The sequence below is a fragment of the Eikenella exigua genome, assembly GCF_008805035.1.
Lineage (GTDB): Bacteria > Pseudomonadota > Gammaproteobacteria > Burkholderiales > Neisseriaceae > Eikenella > Eikenella exigua.
In genome coordinates, this window is the sequence record NZ_CP038018.1 from 1,859,133 (window position 1) to 1,875,815 (window position 16,683).

19 protein-coding genes, 1 pseudogene and 1 riboswitch are annotated in these 16,683 nt (G+C 56.4%); of the genes and pseudogenes, 10 read left to right on the forward strand and 10 right to left on the reverse strand.

The features are described 5' to 3' along the window. Positions 1–20: 20 nt before the first annotated feature. The 6 genes and pseudogenes from EZJ17_RS09465 to EZJ17_RS09475 all read right to left on the reverse strand — a co-directional run bounded on the left by EZJ17_RS09465 (position 21) and on the right by EZJ17_RS09475 (position 3,209). Positions 21–506 (reverse strand): outer membrane lipoprotein, encoded by a 486-nt coding sequence (locus tag EZJ17_RS09465; RefSeq protein ID WP_067439826.1) that lies wholly within the window; start codon positions 504–506, stop codon positions 21–23. Between the two features lie 290 nt (positions 507–796). After that, positions 797–1,153 (reverse strand): annotated as a pseudogene (locus EZJ17_RS10710) (tryptophan synthase subunit beta); the annotation flags it as partial. Beyond that, entirely contained in the window at positions 1,149–1,499 is a 351-nt protein-coding gene (locus tag EZJ17_RS10905) for an EamA family transporter (protein WP_197478829.1), read from the reverse strand. The gene EZJ17_RS10905 and the pseudogene EZJ17_RS10710, both read right to left, overlap by 5 nt. A 3-nt stretch (positions 1,500–1,502) precedes the next feature. After that, on the reverse strand, positions 1,503–1,778 hold the full coding sequence (locus tag EZJ17_RS10450) for an EamA family transporter (RefSeq protein WP_240746206.1): 276 nt from the start codon (positions 1,776–1,778) through the stop codon (positions 1,503–1,505). A 40-nt stretch (positions 1,779–1,818) separates the two neighbouring features. Further along, a complete protein-coding gene (locus EZJ17_RS10455; protein WP_197478827.1) occupies positions 1,819–2,085 on the reverse strand; it encodes an EamA family transporter in 267 nt (88 codons plus the stop codon). A 215-nt stretch (positions 2,086–2,300) separates the two neighbouring features. Beyond that, positions 2,301–2,395, reverse strand: a riboswitch (TPP riboswitch). A gap of 229 nt (positions 2,396–2,624) precedes the next feature. Further along, complete coding sequence (locus EZJ17_RS09475) at positions 2,625–3,209, reverse strand: uracil-DNA glycosylase family protein (RefSeq protein ID WP_197478826.1); 585 nt, start codon at positions 3,207–3,209, stop codon at positions 2,625–2,627. 141 nt (positions 3,210–3,350) lie between these two features. Here EZJ17_RS09475 and EZJ17_RS09480 point away from each other — a divergent pair, with 141 nt between their 5' ends. From EZJ17_RS09480 to EZJ17_RS09505, 6 genes are all read left to right on the forward strand, one after another. Beyond that, a complete protein-coding gene (locus tag EZJ17_RS09480; protein WP_067439820.1) occupies positions 3,351–3,569 on the forward strand; it encodes an HP1242/YdcH family protein in 219 nt (72 codons plus the stop codon). Positions 3,570–3,833: 264 nt separating this feature from the next. Beyond that, positions 3,834–4,289, forward strand: coding sequence for a type II 3-dehydroquinate dehydratase (gene aroQ, locus EZJ17_RS09485; protein WP_067440284.1), 456 nt, complete (start codon positions 3,834–3,836; stop codon positions 4,287–4,289). 36 nt (positions 4,290–4,325) lie between these two features. Next, on the forward strand, positions 4,326–4,787 hold the full coding sequence (accB, locus tag EZJ17_RS09490; RefSeq protein ID WP_067439817.1) for an acetyl-CoA carboxylase biotin carboxyl carrier protein: 462 nt from the start codon (positions 4,326–4,328) through the stop codon (positions 4,785–4,787). Between the two features lie 60 nt (positions 4,788–4,847). Continuing rightward, positions 4,848–6,227, forward strand: coding sequence for an acetyl-CoA carboxylase biotin carboxylase subunit (accC, locus tag EZJ17_RS09495; protein WP_067439815.1), 1,380 nt, complete (start codon positions 4,848–4,850; stop codon positions 6,225–6,227). 244 nt (positions 6,228–6,471) lie between these two features. Continuing rightward, the gene (locus EZJ17_RS09500) at positions 6,472–7,437 is read left to right on the forward strand and encodes a S49 family peptidase (protein WP_067529934.1); all 966 of its coding nucleotides are present in this window, start codon (positions 6,472–6,474) and stop codon (positions 7,435–7,437) included. 158 nt (positions 7,438–7,595) lie between these two features. After that, on the forward strand, positions 7,596–7,832 hold the full coding sequence (locus tag EZJ17_RS09505; RefSeq protein ID WP_067439810.1) for a GlsB/YeaQ/YmgE family stress response membrane protein: 237 nt from the start codon (positions 7,596–7,598) through the stop codon (positions 7,830–7,832). 246 nt (positions 7,833–8,078) lie between these two features. Here the strand turns inward: EZJ17_RS09505 and topA are convergent, their stop codons facing one another. From topA to dprA, 3 genes are all read right to left on the reverse strand, one after another. Beyond that, entirely contained in the window at positions 8,079–10,379 is a 2,301-nt protein-coding gene (topA, locus tag EZJ17_RS09510; RefSeq protein WP_067439807.1) for a type I DNA topoisomerase, read from the reverse strand. 188 nt (positions 10,380–10,567) lie between these two features. Continuing rightward, positions 10,568–11,038, reverse strand: a complete 471-nt coding sequence (locus tag EZJ17_RS09515; RefSeq protein ID WP_067439805.1) for a Smg family protein — start codon at positions 11,036–11,038, stop codon at positions 10,568–10,570. Continuing rightward, positions 11,035–12,273, reverse strand: a complete 1,239-nt coding sequence (gene dprA, locus EZJ17_RS09520) for a DNA-processing protein DprA (protein ID WP_067444325.1) — start codon at positions 12,271–12,273, stop codon at positions 11,035–11,037. The genes EZJ17_RS09515 and dprA overlap by 4 nt, the downstream gene beginning before the upstream one ends. Before the next feature lie 223 nt (positions 12,274–12,496). Here dprA and EZJ17_RS09525 point away from each other — a divergent pair, with 223 nt between their 5' ends. The 3 genes from EZJ17_RS09525 to EZJ17_RS09535 all read left to right on the forward strand — a co-directional run bounded on the left by EZJ17_RS09525 (position 12,497) and on the right by EZJ17_RS09535 (position 15,346). Then, positions 12,497–12,934, forward strand: coding sequence for a type II toxin-antitoxin system RatA family toxin (locus EZJ17_RS09525; protein WP_067439800.1), 438 nt, complete (start codon positions 12,497–12,499; stop codon positions 12,932–12,934). Continuing rightward, on the forward strand, positions 12,927–13,232 hold the full coding sequence (locus EZJ17_RS09530) for an RnfH family protein (RefSeq protein ID WP_067439797.1): 306 nt from the start codon (positions 12,927–12,929) through the stop codon (positions 13,230–13,232). Before EZJ17_RS09525 ends, EZJ17_RS09530 begins: the two co-directional genes overlap by 8 nt. 92 nt (positions 13,233–13,324) lie before the next feature. Continuing rightward, entirely contained in the window at positions 13,325–15,346 is a 2,022-nt protein-coding gene (locus EZJ17_RS09535) for a UvrD-helicase domain-containing protein (RefSeq protein ID WP_067439795.1), read from the forward strand. Here the strand turns inward: EZJ17_RS09535 and EZJ17_RS09540 are convergent. After that, positions 15,318–15,710, reverse strand: a complete 393-nt coding sequence (locus EZJ17_RS09540; RefSeq protein ID WP_067439792.1) for a hypothetical protein — start codon at positions 15,708–15,710, stop codon at positions 15,318–15,320. The genes EZJ17_RS09535 and EZJ17_RS09540 overlap by 29 nt on opposite strands. Before the next feature lie 144 nt (positions 15,711–15,854). Here EZJ17_RS09540 and EZJ17_RS09545 point away from each other — a divergent pair, with 144 nt between their 5' ends. After that, on the forward strand, positions 15,855–16,406 hold the full coding sequence (locus EZJ17_RS09545) for a hypothetical protein (RefSeq protein WP_067439790.1): 552 nt from the start codon (positions 15,855–15,857) through the stop codon (positions 16,404–16,406). Positions 16,407–16,683 lie beyond the last annotated feature (277 nt).

The window sequence follows — 16,683 nt, forward strand, 5'->3', positions numbered from 1 at the left end:
ATCTTTAGCCATACAGCCGATTAATAAACCGGAGACTGCCCCGCCGGTAGCACGCGGGTCATGCCATTGGCGCTTCGCAGCACGCGCACGCGCTGGCCGGGCTGGAATTGGATGTCGCTTTTTTGCACCACAGAAATTGCATCGTGCGAGCCTTCGAGCTGCACCACGATTTCATAGCCGCGCTGGCTGTCGAGTCCGCGTGTGAGCGACTGCGTGCCCAAGCCACCTACAATCGCGCCCAAAATTGCGCTCACCGCTTTACCCCGGCCTTCGCCGAAATTACTGCCGCCGATGCCGCCCAGCAGAGAGCCGGCAGTGGTGAGCAGCGGGTTGTCTTCGCCACGTATGGTGGTGGGTGTTACCGACAGCACTTCACCGTAGTAAACCCGTGCTGTGTTTTGTGCTTGGGAGGTGGTGTATTGCAAGGCGGAACTGTTGGCGCAGCCGCCCAGGTTCAGCAGCAGGGCGGCGGATACGGCAGCGGCAAGCATACGTGAAGCAGACATGGCGTTTCCTGAAAGTATGATTAAACAAAATTATATAGTGGATAACATTATAGTGAGTTAAATTTAAACTAGTGCAGCGTTGGCTCGTTTTGTTGTACTACTTGTACTATCTGCGGCTTGCCGCCTCGCTCTGATTTTTGCTGAACCACTATATTTTTCGATATGGAGAAATGCCTGCTTTCCCTGTCGTATGAGGCTACCTGGAATCCGCGTGTTTTGAGTTCGGCTTTGAATAATTTTCCAGCCACTGGCGTTTTACTCTGTCGCGGAATTTTTCACGCCCGCTTTCAGCTTGCCGTGTATTCCACGCGGCTGATGTTGGCCAAAGGGCGGTATTCCGAGTTGATGCTGGGATAGTTGATGCTGGCGGAAACGGAATGCGTGCCGAGCACTTGGCTGTTGTCGTCCCGCAATTAATAGCTGCGGAAACCGTGCAGCACACCGATGAGGCGTATACTGCTTCCAGTATACGGGAAACAGGCCGATGGCGTTGTTGCTGCCACCCACACAGGCCATGGCCACATTGGGTTGCCGCCCAATCGCTTCCTGCATCTGTGCTTTGACTTCGGTGTCATGTCGTCCATGCGGGTGGTTCATTCTAGCATGGCTTCGTTCATCGTGTCTTTGAGTGTACGGCTGCCACTATTCCACGCTTTCCAAAGCCCGTTTTTTCGCTGCGCCCCATTCGGAAGCCGCAATCCCTGCTGCCACCAAGACCAAGGCTGTGAGCACATAGCCGCCCAAACGCTCGTCTGGGAAGGCCGCCGCGCCCACCAGCGCACCGAACACCGGCAGCAGATTCATCGTGAGCGCCGCCCGCCCCGCGCCAATCGCAATCACGCTTTCCATATAAAACAGCTTGGACAAAATCGCGATAAACACAGAAACATAAAGCAGCAGCAGCCAAGCCTGCCACGGCGGCAGCCGGAAGCCTCTCTCCACCCCTTCCCACACATAAAACGGCGCACTCACCACTACCGCCGCCACACACATAGCCTACAGCAGGCTCGCCCAATGTACCTTCGGTGCAGCGCGCAACGCCAGCGAATAGCCCGCATAAATCAAAGAAGTCACCAACGCCAACGCATCTCCTTGCGACAAACCCGTTTCCAGCAGCGCGGCCGGATTGCCCCGGCCCACCACCCACACCACGCCCGCAAACGACAGCCCCACCCCCAGCCATTGCAGCCAATGTGCCCGCGTACGCCAAAACAGCACTTCCGCGAGCAACACCATCACCGGAATCAGCGCCGTGATAATCGATACATTCACCACCTCCGCCCCGCGCGCAAACGCGCTGTAGAGTACGATATTAAACAGCGAACCCGCTGCCGCCCACCAGCAACAGCCACAACGCACGCGGCTTGAGCACAGGCAAATCCTCCCGAATCCGCGCGCGGAACAGCCACGAAAGCAGCAAGGCCGCCAGCACCCAGCGCCAAAACGTAAACTCATAAGGCGAAAGCCAAGCCTTGCCCAGCTTGCCCGCCACATTGCTCGTGGCCCAAAACGCCGGTGCCAAAAACAGCATCATATAAGGGTGCGGCAGGCCGTCTGCCTGCCAAATACGGAAACGCATGGTTTAATCCTCTTGCAACAGCCCGCTGCCGCTGGCGGAAGGCTACCTGAAAAATATTTACTGCGAAAACACAGTTGCTTACGGGCGAAGATTGCATGCCATGCTCAGGACAACAGGCAACAAAAAACGCCCCGATAAATCGGAGCGCATCATCACGTTGCCGCGGCAGAATCTGCTCTGCCGCCTGCAGCCAATCAAACCGGGCAGTATCTCGCCCAAACCGGCCATGAGTTCCCTCCGCCGGCATTAACCGGTTCAGGTGCAACGGGTATGTTCTCAGCCGCGCAAGGCAGCACCCCGACTCAAGGGGGCGGATTATAGTGGAATTCCTAATTCGCTGCTACGGCGGGGCGTGCCTAGCCGTATTGTTCATGCTGTTTGCGTTTGGCCGCCTTGCATTAGTACAGTGAATGGTGAATTTCACGATATGGTTTTCTGCAGCACGTTTGAGTGGGGCGGGGTTGTACGCAGCCATTTGAAGTGCCGAATCTTTCAAATTTTCAGGTAGCCTCAAGCCACTTTTAAAGGCTACCTGAAAACTACACCAACCTAGCCATCTCGAAAAACGCCCGGTATGCCGCTGCCTTTTTCTGCAAACTCAGCGGATACGCCCGCGAGGTGGAGGGCAGGCGGGTGAGGGTGAAATTCCGTCCGGCCAAAGTGCAGGGCAGCGTTTCGCCGGTTTTCGGCATTTTCGGCGCATCGGGCAGCAGGGAGAGCAGCACTTCGGTGGCCTTGCCGCCGGTGGCGCATATATGGCGGCAGCACGGCAGCTGGGCGAGCACGGCGGGCAAATCCACGGTTTTCACCACGCGTAGGAATTTGTCGGAGGCATTGTCTTGCTCGCGCACGGCCTTGAGCACGGTGGGGCAGGAAGCGATACCGCGCTCGCGCAGGAAGGCTTTGATTTTTTCCGCATCAAATGCCTTTTCGCCTATTTTTTGGAAATGCGCGGCATCATTAAAGAACACGAGTCCGTATACGCGCCACATATCGTTGATGAAATTGGGATAATGAAACAGCATGGCGTGTTTGTCGGCCTTGGGCGGGAAGGTGCCCATCATCATCACGGTGGCATCCGGCGGCAGTAGGGCGGGGAAGGGGTGGCTTTCGATTTCAGGCATGGCGGCAATGCAATAATTTGGAGGGTTTCATTATAAGGCGAATAAAAGCAGGAGCCGTTCGATTTTTCCCGCCGGCTATGATAAAGTACAGTCAAGATAAAAAGTTTGTTCAACCCTTGCCCACTCGAAAGCGAGAAAACAATGTTCCCCGAATACCGCGACCTCATCAGCCAGCTCAAACAATCCGACAAGCGCTTTGCCCGCCTGTTTGACGAACACAACGAGCTGGACGAAAAAATCGCCAATATGGTTAAAAACCCGGTTACCGGCAATTTGGACGAAGTGGAAGTTCTGAAAAAACAGAAGCTGCATTTGAAAGACCAGCTCTATCAAATTCTGAGACAGCACGACAAGAAATAAATACTTGCCTGGCAAAGGGCACAGAAGGCTACCTGGAAGTTTAGCTTCGCAGAAACTTAGCTGCGCTGCGTTTTCAGGTAGCCTTCGCCGCTTTAAATACGGTTGAAGCTGCTGCTTAACAAATCCTGCCGTTTCCATACAGATAAATACAAAAACTGGACATTTCCCCCACTATCGCCGAAAATGTACATCTTGCCCGCTAGCAGCAAACTGCGTTTTCAGGCGCAATTATTCATTTCAACCGAATTTAAACTGCCCTCCAGCATGAAACCCGCCATCCTCGTTATGCACGGCCCCAACCTCAATCTTTTGGGGCAGCGCGAACCGGAAATCTACGGCCGCACCACCCTTGCCGACATCAATGCCGGCCTGCAGGCGCGCGCCGAAGCTGCCGGTTTTGCCTTTGAAGCCGTGCAGAGCAATGCCGAAGCCGTGCTGGTGGAGCGTGCCCAGGCGGCCATGGCCGACCATACCGCCTTTATCATCATCAACCCGGCAGCCTACACCCACACCAGTGTCGCCCTGCGCGATGCGCTCGCCGCCGCCGGCAAACCCTTTATTGAAGTCCACCTCTCCAACGTGTACGCCCGCGAGCCCTTCCGCCGCCATTCTTATTTTTCCGATTTGGCGCAGGGCGTGATTTGCGGGCTGGGCGCACACGGCTACTCTGCCGCGCTGGATTTCGCCATTGAATACTTGCAACAAAAACAGGCCGGCTAAAGCCCGGCTCCGAATCCCTTAAAAGGACCTCTCATTATGGATTTACGCAAACTCAAAAAACTCATCGACTTGGTGGAAGAATCCGGCATTGCCGAGATTGAAGTAACCGAAGGCGAAGAAAAAGTGCGCATTACCCGCTCGCTGGCCGCGCCGCAGCCCGTGTATGCCGCCGCGCCTGCTGTGGCCGCCGCTCCGGCTCCCGCCGTGGCCGCTGCCGCGCCCGTTGCAGCCGCAGGCGCGCCTGCCGCACCCGCCCGCGATTTGAGCAAAGCGCAAACCTCGCCCATGGTGGGCACTTTCTACCGCGCCCCCGGCCCGAACGCGCCGGTGTTTGTGGAAGTGGGCCAGAGCGTGAACGCCGGCGACACCTTATGCATCATCGAAGCCATGAAGCTGATGAACGAAATCGAAGCCGAACGCAGCGGCGTGGTGAAAGAAATTCTGGTGGAAAACGGCCAGCCGGTAGAGTTTGGCGAGCCGCTGTTTATCATCGAATAATTTTTCAGGTAGCCTCCTGCTGCGGCATAAAGGCTACCTGAAAACCATAAGGCAAAGATTATGCTGAAAAAAGTCCTCATCGCCAACCGTGGCGAAATCGCCCTGCGCGTATTGCGCGCCTGCCGCGAAATGGGCATCGCCACCGTGGCCGTGCATTCCACTGCCGACAACGACAGCCTGCACGTTAAGCTGGCCGACGAATCTGTCTGCATCGGCCCCGCCCCCTCTGCGCAGAGCTATCTGCACATTCCCTCCATCATTGCCGCCGCCGAAGTAACCGGCGCCGACGCCATCCACCCCGGCTACGGCTTCCTGGCTGAAAACGACCGCTTTGCCGAGCAGGTGGAAGAATCCGGCTTCATCTTCATCGGCCCGCGTGCCGATACCATCCGCCTGATGGGCGACAAAGTGTCTGCCAAAAAAGCCATGCTCGAATCCGGCGTGCCCTGCGTGCCCGGCTCGGACGGCGCACTTTCCGACGACCCCGACGAAATCCTGAAAACTGCCGAGCGCGTGGGCTACCCCGTGATCATCAAAGCTTCCGGCGGCGGCGGCGGGCGTGGTATGCGCGTGGTGGAAAAACGCGAAGACCTGATTAAGGCCGTGGAAATGACCAAGGCCGAAGCCGAAGCCGCCTTCGGCAATCCGATGGTGTATATGGAACGCTTCCTACAACGCCCGCGCCACGTGGAAGTGCAGGTGCTGGCCGACGAACACGGTAACGCCATTTATCTGGGCGAGCGCGACTGCTCCATGCAGCGCCGCCACCAAAAGGTGATCGAAGAAGCGCCTGCGCCCGGCATCACCGCCAAAGAGCGCGAGAAAATCGGCAAAGCCTGCGTGGCTGCCTGCAAACGCATCGGCTACCGCGGCGCCGGAACATTTGAATTTCTGTACGAAGACGGCGAATTCTTCTTCATCGAAATGAACACCCGCGTACAGGTGGAACACCCCGTAACCGAGCTGATTACCGGCATCGACATCGTGCAGGAGCAGCTGCGCATCGCCGCCGGGCTGCCGCTGCAATACAAGCAGAAAGACGTGGTAATCCAAGGCCATGCTTTTGAGTGCCGCATCAACGCCGAAGACCCCTACAGCTTCATCCCCAGCCCGGGCTGCATCACCAGCTGCCATTTGCCCGGCGGCTTCGGTGTGCGCGTGGACAGCCACATCTACCAGGGCTACAGCATCCCGCCGAACTACGACAGCCTCATCGGCAAAATCTGCGTGTATGGCAACGACCGCGAGCAGGCCATCGTCAAAATGCGCGTTGCCCTCTCCGAGCTCACTGTGAGCGGCATCAAAACCAATGCCCCGCTGCACGACGACCTGTTCCGCGACCCCGGCTTCGCCAAAGGCGGCGTGAGCATCCATTATCTGGAGCACTGGCTGGAAGAGCGCAAAGCCCAGCTGCAAGCTGAAAAGCAGGCTGAAAAATAGTTTGTTGTCAGATGAATAAAAGGCTACCTGAAAAGTGTTTCTGCTTTTCAGGTAGCTTTTGTTTTCAGGTAGTCAGTGGGTTAGCCGGCCCTAGACATCTTTGGTAGGCAACCATAAGGGCTACTTGAAACCGCTGCCGCCGCCGCGTGTTACAATAGCCGCCCTTTCCCGTCGGAATCAGGCGCATACCGTTTTCAGGTATGCCCTTCCGGCATTCCACATCATTCCAAGAAAGTTACCCGCCATGAAACACATCATTCGCCGCAATAGCGAGCCGAACAGTGGCAACTGGGAGCGCGACACCCTGGAAAAACTCCTGCTCGAAGCTTACCGCGAGCAACGCCGTGCCCGCATTTGGAAGCTCATTTTCCGCCTGTTGCTCATCGCCTTCCTGGCTCTCTATCTGTTTGCCATTTTCGGCAATATAGGCAGCCTCAATCCTGCCGCTGCCGGGCCGCATACCGCAGTGATCCGCTTGGAAGGCGCGATTACCGCCGGCGAAAACCAGGCCGGCAAACTGCGCCAAGGCCTTGAAGCCGCCTATAAAAACAAACAGGTACGCGGCATCATCATCCGCGCCAACAGCCCTGGCGGTTCGCCCGTGGTATCTGGCGTAGCCTACCGCGAAATCCGACGCCTGCGCGCCGAGCATCCCAACATCCCCGTGTATATGGTGGCCGAAGACATGTGCGCCTCTGGCTGTTACTACATCGCCGCCGCCGCCGATAAAATCTATGCCGACCCCTCCAGCATCGTCGGCAGCATCGGCGTGATCGGCAGTAGCTTCGACCTCACCGGTCTGATGCACAATATGGGCATCCAACGCCGCCTGCGCACTGCTGGCAGCAACAAAGGCATGGGTGACCCCTTCAGCCCGGAAACCCCCGAGCAAACCGCCATTTGGCAAGGCATGCTGGACGACATCCACCAGCAATTCATCAAAGCCGTGCGCGACGGGCGCGGCAAACGCCTGCACGAAGCCGACCATCCCGACCTGTTCAGCGGCCGCGTATACACCGGCAACGAAGCCCTCAGAACCGGCCTCATCGATGGCCTGGGCGATATCTACAGCGTATCGCGCGATATCATCAAAGCCCCCGAGCTGGTGGACTACACCCCTGCCGATGACATCAGTCGCCTGTTCAGCAAAGGAGTAGGCACCAGCGTGCGCCAAAGCTTGCAGGAAGCCGTGCAGGAACAGCCGTGGTAGGAATTTAGTTTGTTGCTTTGGTTAAATAGGAAAGGCTACCTGAAAACGAGCTCCGCGAGTTTCTGCGAAGCTAAAATTCAGGTAGCCTTTATCTTGAAAAGCCGGCCGTTTGCCTGATATGTATGCCATCTAATCACACCATAAGAGGAAAACTAACCATGATCGGTACCATCATCATCGGCTTCATCATCGGTGTTTTGGCCAAATTCCTGTATCCGGGCGGGCAACGCTTGGGTATCATCATGACTACGCTACTCGGCATCGGTGGCTCGGTGCTGGCCAGCTGGGTTGGGCAGATGATGGGCTGGTATGCCATCGGGCAGCCAGCAGGCTGGGTTGCATCCACGCTGGGCGCCGTGGCTATTTTGGCTATTTTCGCGAACCTGCGGAAATAATGTCCCCCTACTGACAACCGAAAGCAGCCTCAACCGATAGCGGTTGATGGCTGCTTTTTTATGTTCTAGCGTTGTACGGTAAATCTATTTGCATCCAGGATAACGTTGGCCGGGTTTGCTGTACTTAACTACACTTCTGCGGCTAGCTGCTTTGTCCTAATTTAAATTTGATTTATATATTTGCTCAATAAAGGCTACCTGAAAAATATTGCTCATTTTCAGGTAGCCTTTCGTTTATTTACGGCTTTAGCCTTTCAGGGCGGGCGGTTCGATTTGCTCTTTCCAGCCGCACTCTTTCTGTGGGCAGACTTTTTCCACACCCCAGCGTTTGGTGGTTTTGATGGTGAGCACTGGCCAGTGGCATTTCGGGCATTCTTCGGCCACGGGCGGGTTCCAGGTGGCGTAGTCGCAGTCGGGGTAGGTGTTGCAGCTGTAGAACAGCTTGCCGTAGCGCGATTTGCGCTCGATCAGGCTGCCTTTGCCGCATTTGGGGCAGGCCACGCCGGTGTCTTTGGGTTTTTCCAAGGGTTCGATGTGTTTGCACTTGGGGTAGTTGGCACAGCCGATGAATTTTCCGAAACGGCCTTTTTTATACACAAGCTGACCGCCGCATTTAGGACATTCTCGCCCTTCTACGATGGTGGGCTCTTCAGCGGCTTTGGCAGCTTCGTCGGCGGTTTCGTTGAGATTGCGGGTGTAGTCGCAATCGGGGTAGCCGGAGCAGGCGATGAAGCGGCCGCGTTTGCCGAATTTGATTTGCAGCTTGTGTTGGCCGCATTTGGGGCAGGTTTCGTCCAGCTCTTCGGTGGTGATTTTGGCGCGCTCGATGCCGGCTTTTTCCTCAATCTGTTTGTGGAAGCCTTTCCAGAATTTGTCCATCACGGGAATCCACTGCCGCTTGCCGCTGGCAATGTCGTCGAGCTGGTCTTCGAGCTTGGCGGTGAAATCGTAGTCCACGTATTGGGTAAAGTGTTCGGTGAGGAACTTGTTCACGATTTCGCCGGTGTCGGTGGGCAGGAAGCGGCGCTGGTCGATGGTTACGTATTCACGGTCTTTCAGGGTTTTGATGATGCTGGCATAGGTGGAGGGGCGGCCGATGCCGAACTCCTCCAAGGCCTTCACCAGCGTGGCTTCGTTGAAGCGGGGCGGCGGCTGGGTGAAGTGCTGCTCGCCGTAGAGTTTGTCTACAGGCAGGGCGTCGCCCACGGCCAATTCGGGCAGTTTTTTGTTGTCTTCATCCTCGTCGTCGTCATCGTGGCCTTCCTGATACACACTCAGGAAGCCGGCAAATACGAGCACTTGGCCGGTGGCGCGGAACACGCCTTCGCCCACACCGATGTCTACGGTGGTGGCGTCGAATTTGGCCTCCACCATCTGGCAGGCCATGGTGCGCTGCCAAATCATTTGGTAGAGCTTGAATTGGTCGGCGGAAAGGAAGGGCTTCACGCTTTCGGGCGTGCGGTACACCGAAGTGGGGCGGATGGCTTCGTGCGCCTCTTGGGCGTTTTTGGATTTGGTGCGGTACATGCGCGGCGATTTGGGTAGGAAATCGGCGCCGATTTTGTTGTCGATGTAGTGGCGGATTTCGGCTATCGCGTCTTGCGACAGGGTTACGCTGTCGGTACGCATATAAGTAATCAGGCCGACCGAGCCTTGGCCGACGTCCACGCCTTCAAACAGCTGCTGGGCGGTGCGCATGGTGCGGTCGGTGGTGAAGCCGAGCTTGCGTACGGCGTCTTGCTGCATGGTGGAGGTAGTGTAGGGCGCGGCTGGCTTGCGGGTGGCTTTTTTCTTCACCACATCGAGCACTCGCGCGGGTTTGCCCTGCATGGCGGCCAACACGGCGGCCTGAGCGGCTTCATTGGGCAGGGAGAACTGCTCCAGTTTGCTGCCCTGCCATTGGGTGAGCTTGGCGGCAAATTTTTGGCGGCCTTTGTGGCTATCGAGGTGCACGCTCCAGTATTCCTGCGTTTCAAAGGCGCGGATTTCGTTTTCGCGTTCGCAAATCAGGCGCAGGGCGGGGCTTTGCACGCGGCCGGCGCTCAGGCCGCGCCGGATTTTTTTCCACAACAGCGGGGAGAGGTTGAAGCCGACCAGGTAATCCAAGGCACGGCGTGCCTGTTGCGCGTCCACCAAGCCCATATCGAGCTTGCGCGGCTGCTTGAGGGCTTCCTGCACACCTTTTTTGGTGACTTCGTGGAACACCACGCGCAGGGTGCGCTCTTCCAGATTTTTGATGCCGCGTTTGGATTTGAGGATTTCGTAGATATGCCAGGAAATGGCTTCACCTTCGCGGTCCGGGTCGGTGGCCAGATAGAGGGTATTGGCTTCTTTGGCGGCTGCCACGATGGCATCGATATACTTTTTGCTCTTGGCCGGCACTTCGTATTTCATGGTGAAATCGTGCTCGGGATCGACGGCGCCGTTTTTCGGCACCAAATCGCGTACATGGCCGAAGGAGGCCAATACTTCAAAATCGCTGCCCAGGTATTTTTTAATAGATTTGATTTTGTTGGGAGATTCCACAATCAGCAGGTTTTTCGACATAGTTTCCTCGCAAAATACTTTTGTTTTTAGCCACGCTGTAGCTAAGGAAATATAGTGCTTTAGCCAATAAAAGCAAGGTATCAGGTAGCCTTAATCCATCTTGGTGCAAGAGCGCTGTATTCAATCAAAGGCTACCTGAAAATCTCAATCTTTCAGGTAGCCTTATATTATAAGAGCAGTGGCCTTTCTCAATTCATTACTGCTCGGCCATGCAGCAGGGCATTGACCAAATCGTCGCTGATGAGCATGGGCAGCTCGGATTTGTCTGCCCACAACACCAAGAGCGACAGCACTTTCACGTGTGCATCGGTGAGCGGCTCGTCTGCTTTGGCCGAAAGGTGCATCAGCGCAAGCAGCACAAATTCCCGCTGCTCCACAGAAAGCGCGCCGTTTTGCACCAAAAAGTGCAGCAAACCCAAAGCCTCGGGCGGCAAAGCGGCAAGTTCTTCGGGCAGATACACGCGCATCGCCTGCTCTTCGCGGAAATTACGGTGTAGCGAGCGGCTACGCTCTTGGAGCACGTTCATAAATAATAGCGTATCACGAATTTCCTCATCCTGGAAACCCACCTGCTCCAAGAGGCTGCCCAAGGCCTCGCTGGGCGGGCAGGTATCGAAGTCTTGGAAGTTGTTTATCAAAAAGGCAATTACATCAATCATTTGGTATTCCTGTTTGGAGCAATACGTTGGTAGCGGCCGCCGGAGAGCGGGGCAATTTGGCCGTTGATTTCTAATAAAGTCAGTTCGGCATACACATCGGCCGCGGGCAGTTTGAGCAGCTCGGCCAAGCTGTCGGGGTGTATCGGGTCGTAGCCCATGGCTTGCAGCAGCAGTGAGGTTTCGGTTTCAGTTGATGCCGGTGTGGCATCGACCAAGGCTGGCTGTTCGCTTGGGAGCGATTCGGCTTGGCGATGTTCGACATCTGCGTTTTGGTTTTGTAGAAACTCGCTATACTCATTTTCAGGTAGCCTTTTGGCTTGGGCTGCCATTTGGCGGTTAGTCGATGCGGTTTGCGGCAGCTGCGGGCATTCTTCCAGAATATCGGCCAGCGTTTCGGTGAGCTTTGCGCCTTGCTTAATCAGCGCGTGGCAGCCTTTGCTGTGCGGGTTGTCGATGGAGCCGGGCACGGCAAACACTTCGCGCCCCATGTCTGCTGCCAGCCGAGCGGTAATCAGCGAACCGGATTCCAAAGCGGCTTCCACCACCAGCACGGCAGAGGAGAGAGCGGCAATCAGGCGGTTTCGGCGCGGGAAGTTACCGGCCAGCGGGCGCGTGCCCAAGGGGAATTCGGAGAGCACGCAGCCTTCTTCGGCAATGCGGTGCGCCAGGGCTTTGTTGGCCACGGGATACACGCGGTCGATGCCCGTGCCCCACACCGCCACCGTGCCACCCTGCCTGCGCAACGCGCCTTCGTGGGCGGCGCTGTCGATGCCGGCGGCCATGCCGGATACGGTTACAATGCCGGTTGCGGCCAAGGCTTCGCCGAACTCGCCGGCAATCCGCATCGCCTGCGGCGTGGCGTGCCGGCTGCCCACGATGGCCACTGAAGGCCGATGCAGCCATTCAGTATTGCCGCGGGCAAACAATAAGGGCGGGGCGGTGATGCCTTCGCCCAATTGCGGCGGAAAATCTGCGTCGCAAGCCAACAATAAACGGCAGTTTTCCTGCTGCTCCCATGCCAACGCGGCTTCAGCAGCGGCCTCGGCCTCGTGGCGGCGGCTTCGCCAGGCTTCCTGCGCCGGGCGGCTGGGCAGAATGGCGCCCACTTCTTGCTCGGCAGCCCACACGGCGACGGCTGAACCGTAGTGGCGGCACAATTCGTAAAACGTTTCCGCGCCGATATACGGCATCAGCGCAAGCTGTATCCGAGCCAAACGTTCTGCGGAGTTTTCCATGTGTTTTGCGTGTGAAGGAAAGGGATTGAAGAAGCGGGTCGGCGGCGGCCGAGCGGTATCGAACAAACTTCAAGCAAGTTTCGAGCCAAGAATGGCAGATAATAAATAATCTATTGTTTTAAATTGATAATCTGTGTTTTTATGCGCCATATACGTGCTTGGCGGTGGGGCGGTTTGGCGTTTCGCTATATAATGCGCACTTTGCGTTGCCAAGGCCGTTTGTATGTCGCTCAAAACCGTGAAGAAATCCCTGCTCGTGCCGCATTCTGCCGAGCAGATGTTCGAGCTGGTGGACAAAGCGGAGGATTATCCGCAGTTTCTGCCGTGGTACAGCCGCACCGAAATCATCGAACACAGCGGCAACGAATTGAAAGCACGGCTATTTATGGACTATATGGGCGTGCACCAATCGTTTGTCACGCACAACCGCAACATCCCCGGCCGAGAAATCAGCATGGTGTTGCTCGAAGGCCCGTTTAAAAGCCTGAACGGAACTTGGCACTTCCTGCCCTTGGGCGACGATGCCTGCAAAGTGGAATTCGAGCTGCACTACGAATTTTCCAGCCGCATGCTCTCCGCGCTCATCAGCCCCGTGTTCAGCCACATTAGCGGCACGCTGGTGGATGCTTTCGTGAAAGAGGCAGGCCGCCGCTATGCTTAGCAATACCCCGCTCAATATCGAAGTGGCCTATGCCGAGCCGGGCAAACAACGCCTGCTGGCTTTTCAGGTAGCCTGCGGCACCACCGCACGGCAGGCCGTGCTGCAATCTGTATTGCCAACCGAATTTCCGCACGTTGATTTTGCCGCCGCGCCCATCGGCATCTTCGGCAAAAAAGTGAAAGACAGCACCCCGCTGCGCGTAGGCGACCGCGTGGAAGTGTACCGCGCCCTGCTCATCGACCCGAAAGAAAACCGCCGCCGCAAAGCCGCCGCCAAACAGAAAAAAGAGGCTACCTGAAAATCAGACAAACTATTTTCAGGTAGCCTGCATCCATTACCCAAACCACCCAAAGGCTACCTGAAAAACCAAACAGCCTTATCCACTCCCCCATGTCCGCATCCCCCTTCCAACTCAACCCCCAGCAGCTCGAAGCCGTGCACTATCTCGGCGGCCCCCTGTTTATACTGGCCGGCGCCGGCAGCGGCAAAACCCGCGTGATTACCGAAAAAATCGCCCACCTCATCCGCGAAGTGGGCTACGCCCCGCACAATATTGCCGCCATCACCTTCACCAACAAAGCCGCCGCCGAAATGCAGGAGCGCACCGCCGCCATGCTCGGCAGCCGCCAAACCCGCGGGCTTACCGTCTGCACCTTCCACTCGCTGGGCATGCGCCTCTTGCGCGAAGAAGCCCAGCATATCGGCTACAAACAAAACTTCTCAGTGTTCGACGGCTCCGACAGCGGCAAAATCATCGCCGAGCTGCTCGGCAGCAGCGGCCGCGACGCCATCTTCCGCGCCCAACACAAAATCTCCCTGTGGAAAAACGACCTGCTCACCCCCGAGCAAGCCTTTCAGGTAGCCTCCAACGAATGGGAGCGCCAAACCGCCCAGCTCTACGCCGGCTATCAGGAAACCCTGCACAGCTACCAAGCCGTCGATTTCGACGACCTCATCCTCCTGCCCACCCGCCTGCTGCAAAACGAAGCCGGCATCCGAATCAAATGGCAAATGCGCCTGCTGCACCTCCTAGTGGACGAATGCCAAGACACCAACACCTGCCAATACACCCTCATGAAGCTGCTCACCGGTGCCGAGGGCCGCTTCACCGCCGTGGGCGACGACGACCAAAGCATCTACGCCTGGCGCGGCGCCAACATGGAAAACCTCTGCCTGCTCCAGCAAGACTACCCCGCCCTCAAAATCATCAAGCTCGAGCAAAACTACCGTTCCTCCGCCCGCATCCTGCGCGTGGCCAACCAAGTTATCGCCAACAACCCCAAGCTCTTCCCCAAAACCCTCTGGAGCCAATATGGCGAAGGCGAGCCCGTGCGCATCATTGCCTGCCAAAACGAACAACACGAAGCCGAATACGCCGCCAGCAACATCATCCGCCGGCGCAACCAAAGCGGCGACAGCCTCAACTACGCCGACTTCGCCATTCTCTACCGCAGCAACCACCAAGCCCGCCTGTTTGAAGAAGCCCTGCGCAGCGCCCACATTCCCTACCGCGTTTCCGGCGGCCAAAGCTTCTTTGAAAAAGCCGAAATCAAAGACATCCTCGCCTACCTGCGCCTGCTCGCCAACCCCGACGACGATCCCGCCTTCCTGCGCGCCGCCACCACTCCCAAACGCGGCATCGGTGACGCCACCCTCAGCAGCCTCAACCACTACGCCGCCGCAGCCTCCTGCAGCCTCTACGCCGCCGCCAACACCGCCGAAGCTCTAGCCCAGCTCCCCGCCGCCGGCCGCGAAGCCCTGCGCCAGTTCACCGCCCTCATGCAAAGCTACCAAAGCCGCGCCCAAAGCGAGCCCGCCGGCAGCCTCATCCAAGAGCTCCTGGTCGACATCCGCTACGAAACCTACCTGCTCGAGCACGAAGAAGGCAAAAGCGGCGAAATCAAATGGCGCAACGTGCAAGATTTATGCGCCTGGCTGGCCAAAAAAGGCGAACAAGACGGCAAAACCCTGATCGAACTTTCCCAAACCATCGCCCTGATGAACCTGCTCGACAGCCGCAGCAAAGAAGAAACCGACACCGTAACCCTCTCCACCCTGCACGCCTCCAAAGGCCTCGAATACCCCCACGTTATCCTCGCCGGCTGCGAAGAAGGACTCTTCCCCCACGCCGACAGCGTAGAAGAAGGCAACCTCGACGAAGAACGCCGCCTCATGTATGTCGGCATCACCCGCGCCAAACACAGCCTCACCCTCACCCACTGCGTCAAACGCCGCCGCCAAGGCGGCTGGCAATTCCCCGAGCCCAGCCGCTTTATCGACGAAATGCCCCAAGCCGACCTCAAAATCCTCGGCCGCAAAGGCGGCGAACCCATCGTGAGCCACGAAGAAGGCAAAGCCAACCTGCGCAGCATGCTCGATATGCTTAATGCCAAAATGGGGCAGAACAAATAAATATATAGCGAGCCAAATTGGCTTTCGATACGAGGCAGTGAGCCACAGACAACACAAAAGCACAGCAAGGCGAACCCAGGCCGTAGCGAAAGTTCAGTTGGTTTGCCATACCACTAAAGGCTACCTGAAAACGCAACTTCAACGAAGTTAAAAATGAGGGTATGCATTGATCGCTGAAGTCGTAGTTCTCTTCACCGTCTTCGATGGCGATTTCTGCCCATTCGCGGATGATGGCGCTGCGGTATTCTTTCTCAAAGCACAGGGCTTCAACTTCCTGCCAACTCTCTTCGTCCTGTGCCGCACTGATTTGGTCCAGGTAGGCAGCTAGCGCAGCCTTTACACACTTCATCTGCGGCAGCAGCACGAGCTGAGCCGCAGACGTTAGAGGATGCGATATTTGGCGGTTTGTAGGGGGTTCCCATTAGAACGGCACTTAGCAGCTTCGGCTGCCTTTTTTATTGGCTTGGGGGATGATGGGAAGTGTTGGATTGTGTAAAGGAGAGGGGAAATGAAGCCGAAACAGAGCTGGTGGAGTATTTTATTGTGGGTGGCATTTGCTTGTGTGGCGGTATTCATGAGCGTGAAGTCTTCTATCGTCAGTATTGATACTTACCCAAATCAAAAGCCTAACTCGGCACAGACTGCCACCGTGCCAGCAGCTCGACAGGACGAGCCGCTTTATGAAGAAGCGTTTGCCGCTAATTTAAGAAAGCAGGACGCACAAAAGATTTTTACTTACCTGAAAGGGCATGAGACATTGGATGTTATTTGGACTGCAAGTAGCGGTGATGAGCGGATGGCTCTAGCCTCGAGGCATGATGAAATCAAAAATGGGTTTGCTGTTGGCACGGCTTTAAATACAACAGCTAAAAATGGAACAGATGGCGTGGTGTATGACGTGTTGATGGTGGATGAAAATGCGGACGGTGTGCTTGACCATATCATTTATACTAACAAGCAAGACCGGAGCGATGAGCACATTTACCATAATCCTACTGACGGGGCTTCTTTGGCTATGTGGGATTTCTCATTAAGAGAGCTGGCTAAAGCCTCTCGCTAGGCTGAAACCCCTTGCATTTGCAGGGGGTTTTGTTTATGAATACTTTGAATACTTCCCTTGGGATGGCGACAGCGTGGAGCAAACCCTCTATCACAAACTGAACGCGTGATGTATTCAGTACACACGAGCAACCTTCGGGCTGCTTTTGTTTTATCCGCTTGAAGTAACCGATTAAAACTTGGGAATAATTAAGCTATCCGACTAGCCGGGACAACAATTAACAGATAACAAAAGGCTACCTGAAACCGCAGATAAACGCTTTCAGGTAGCCTTTTTG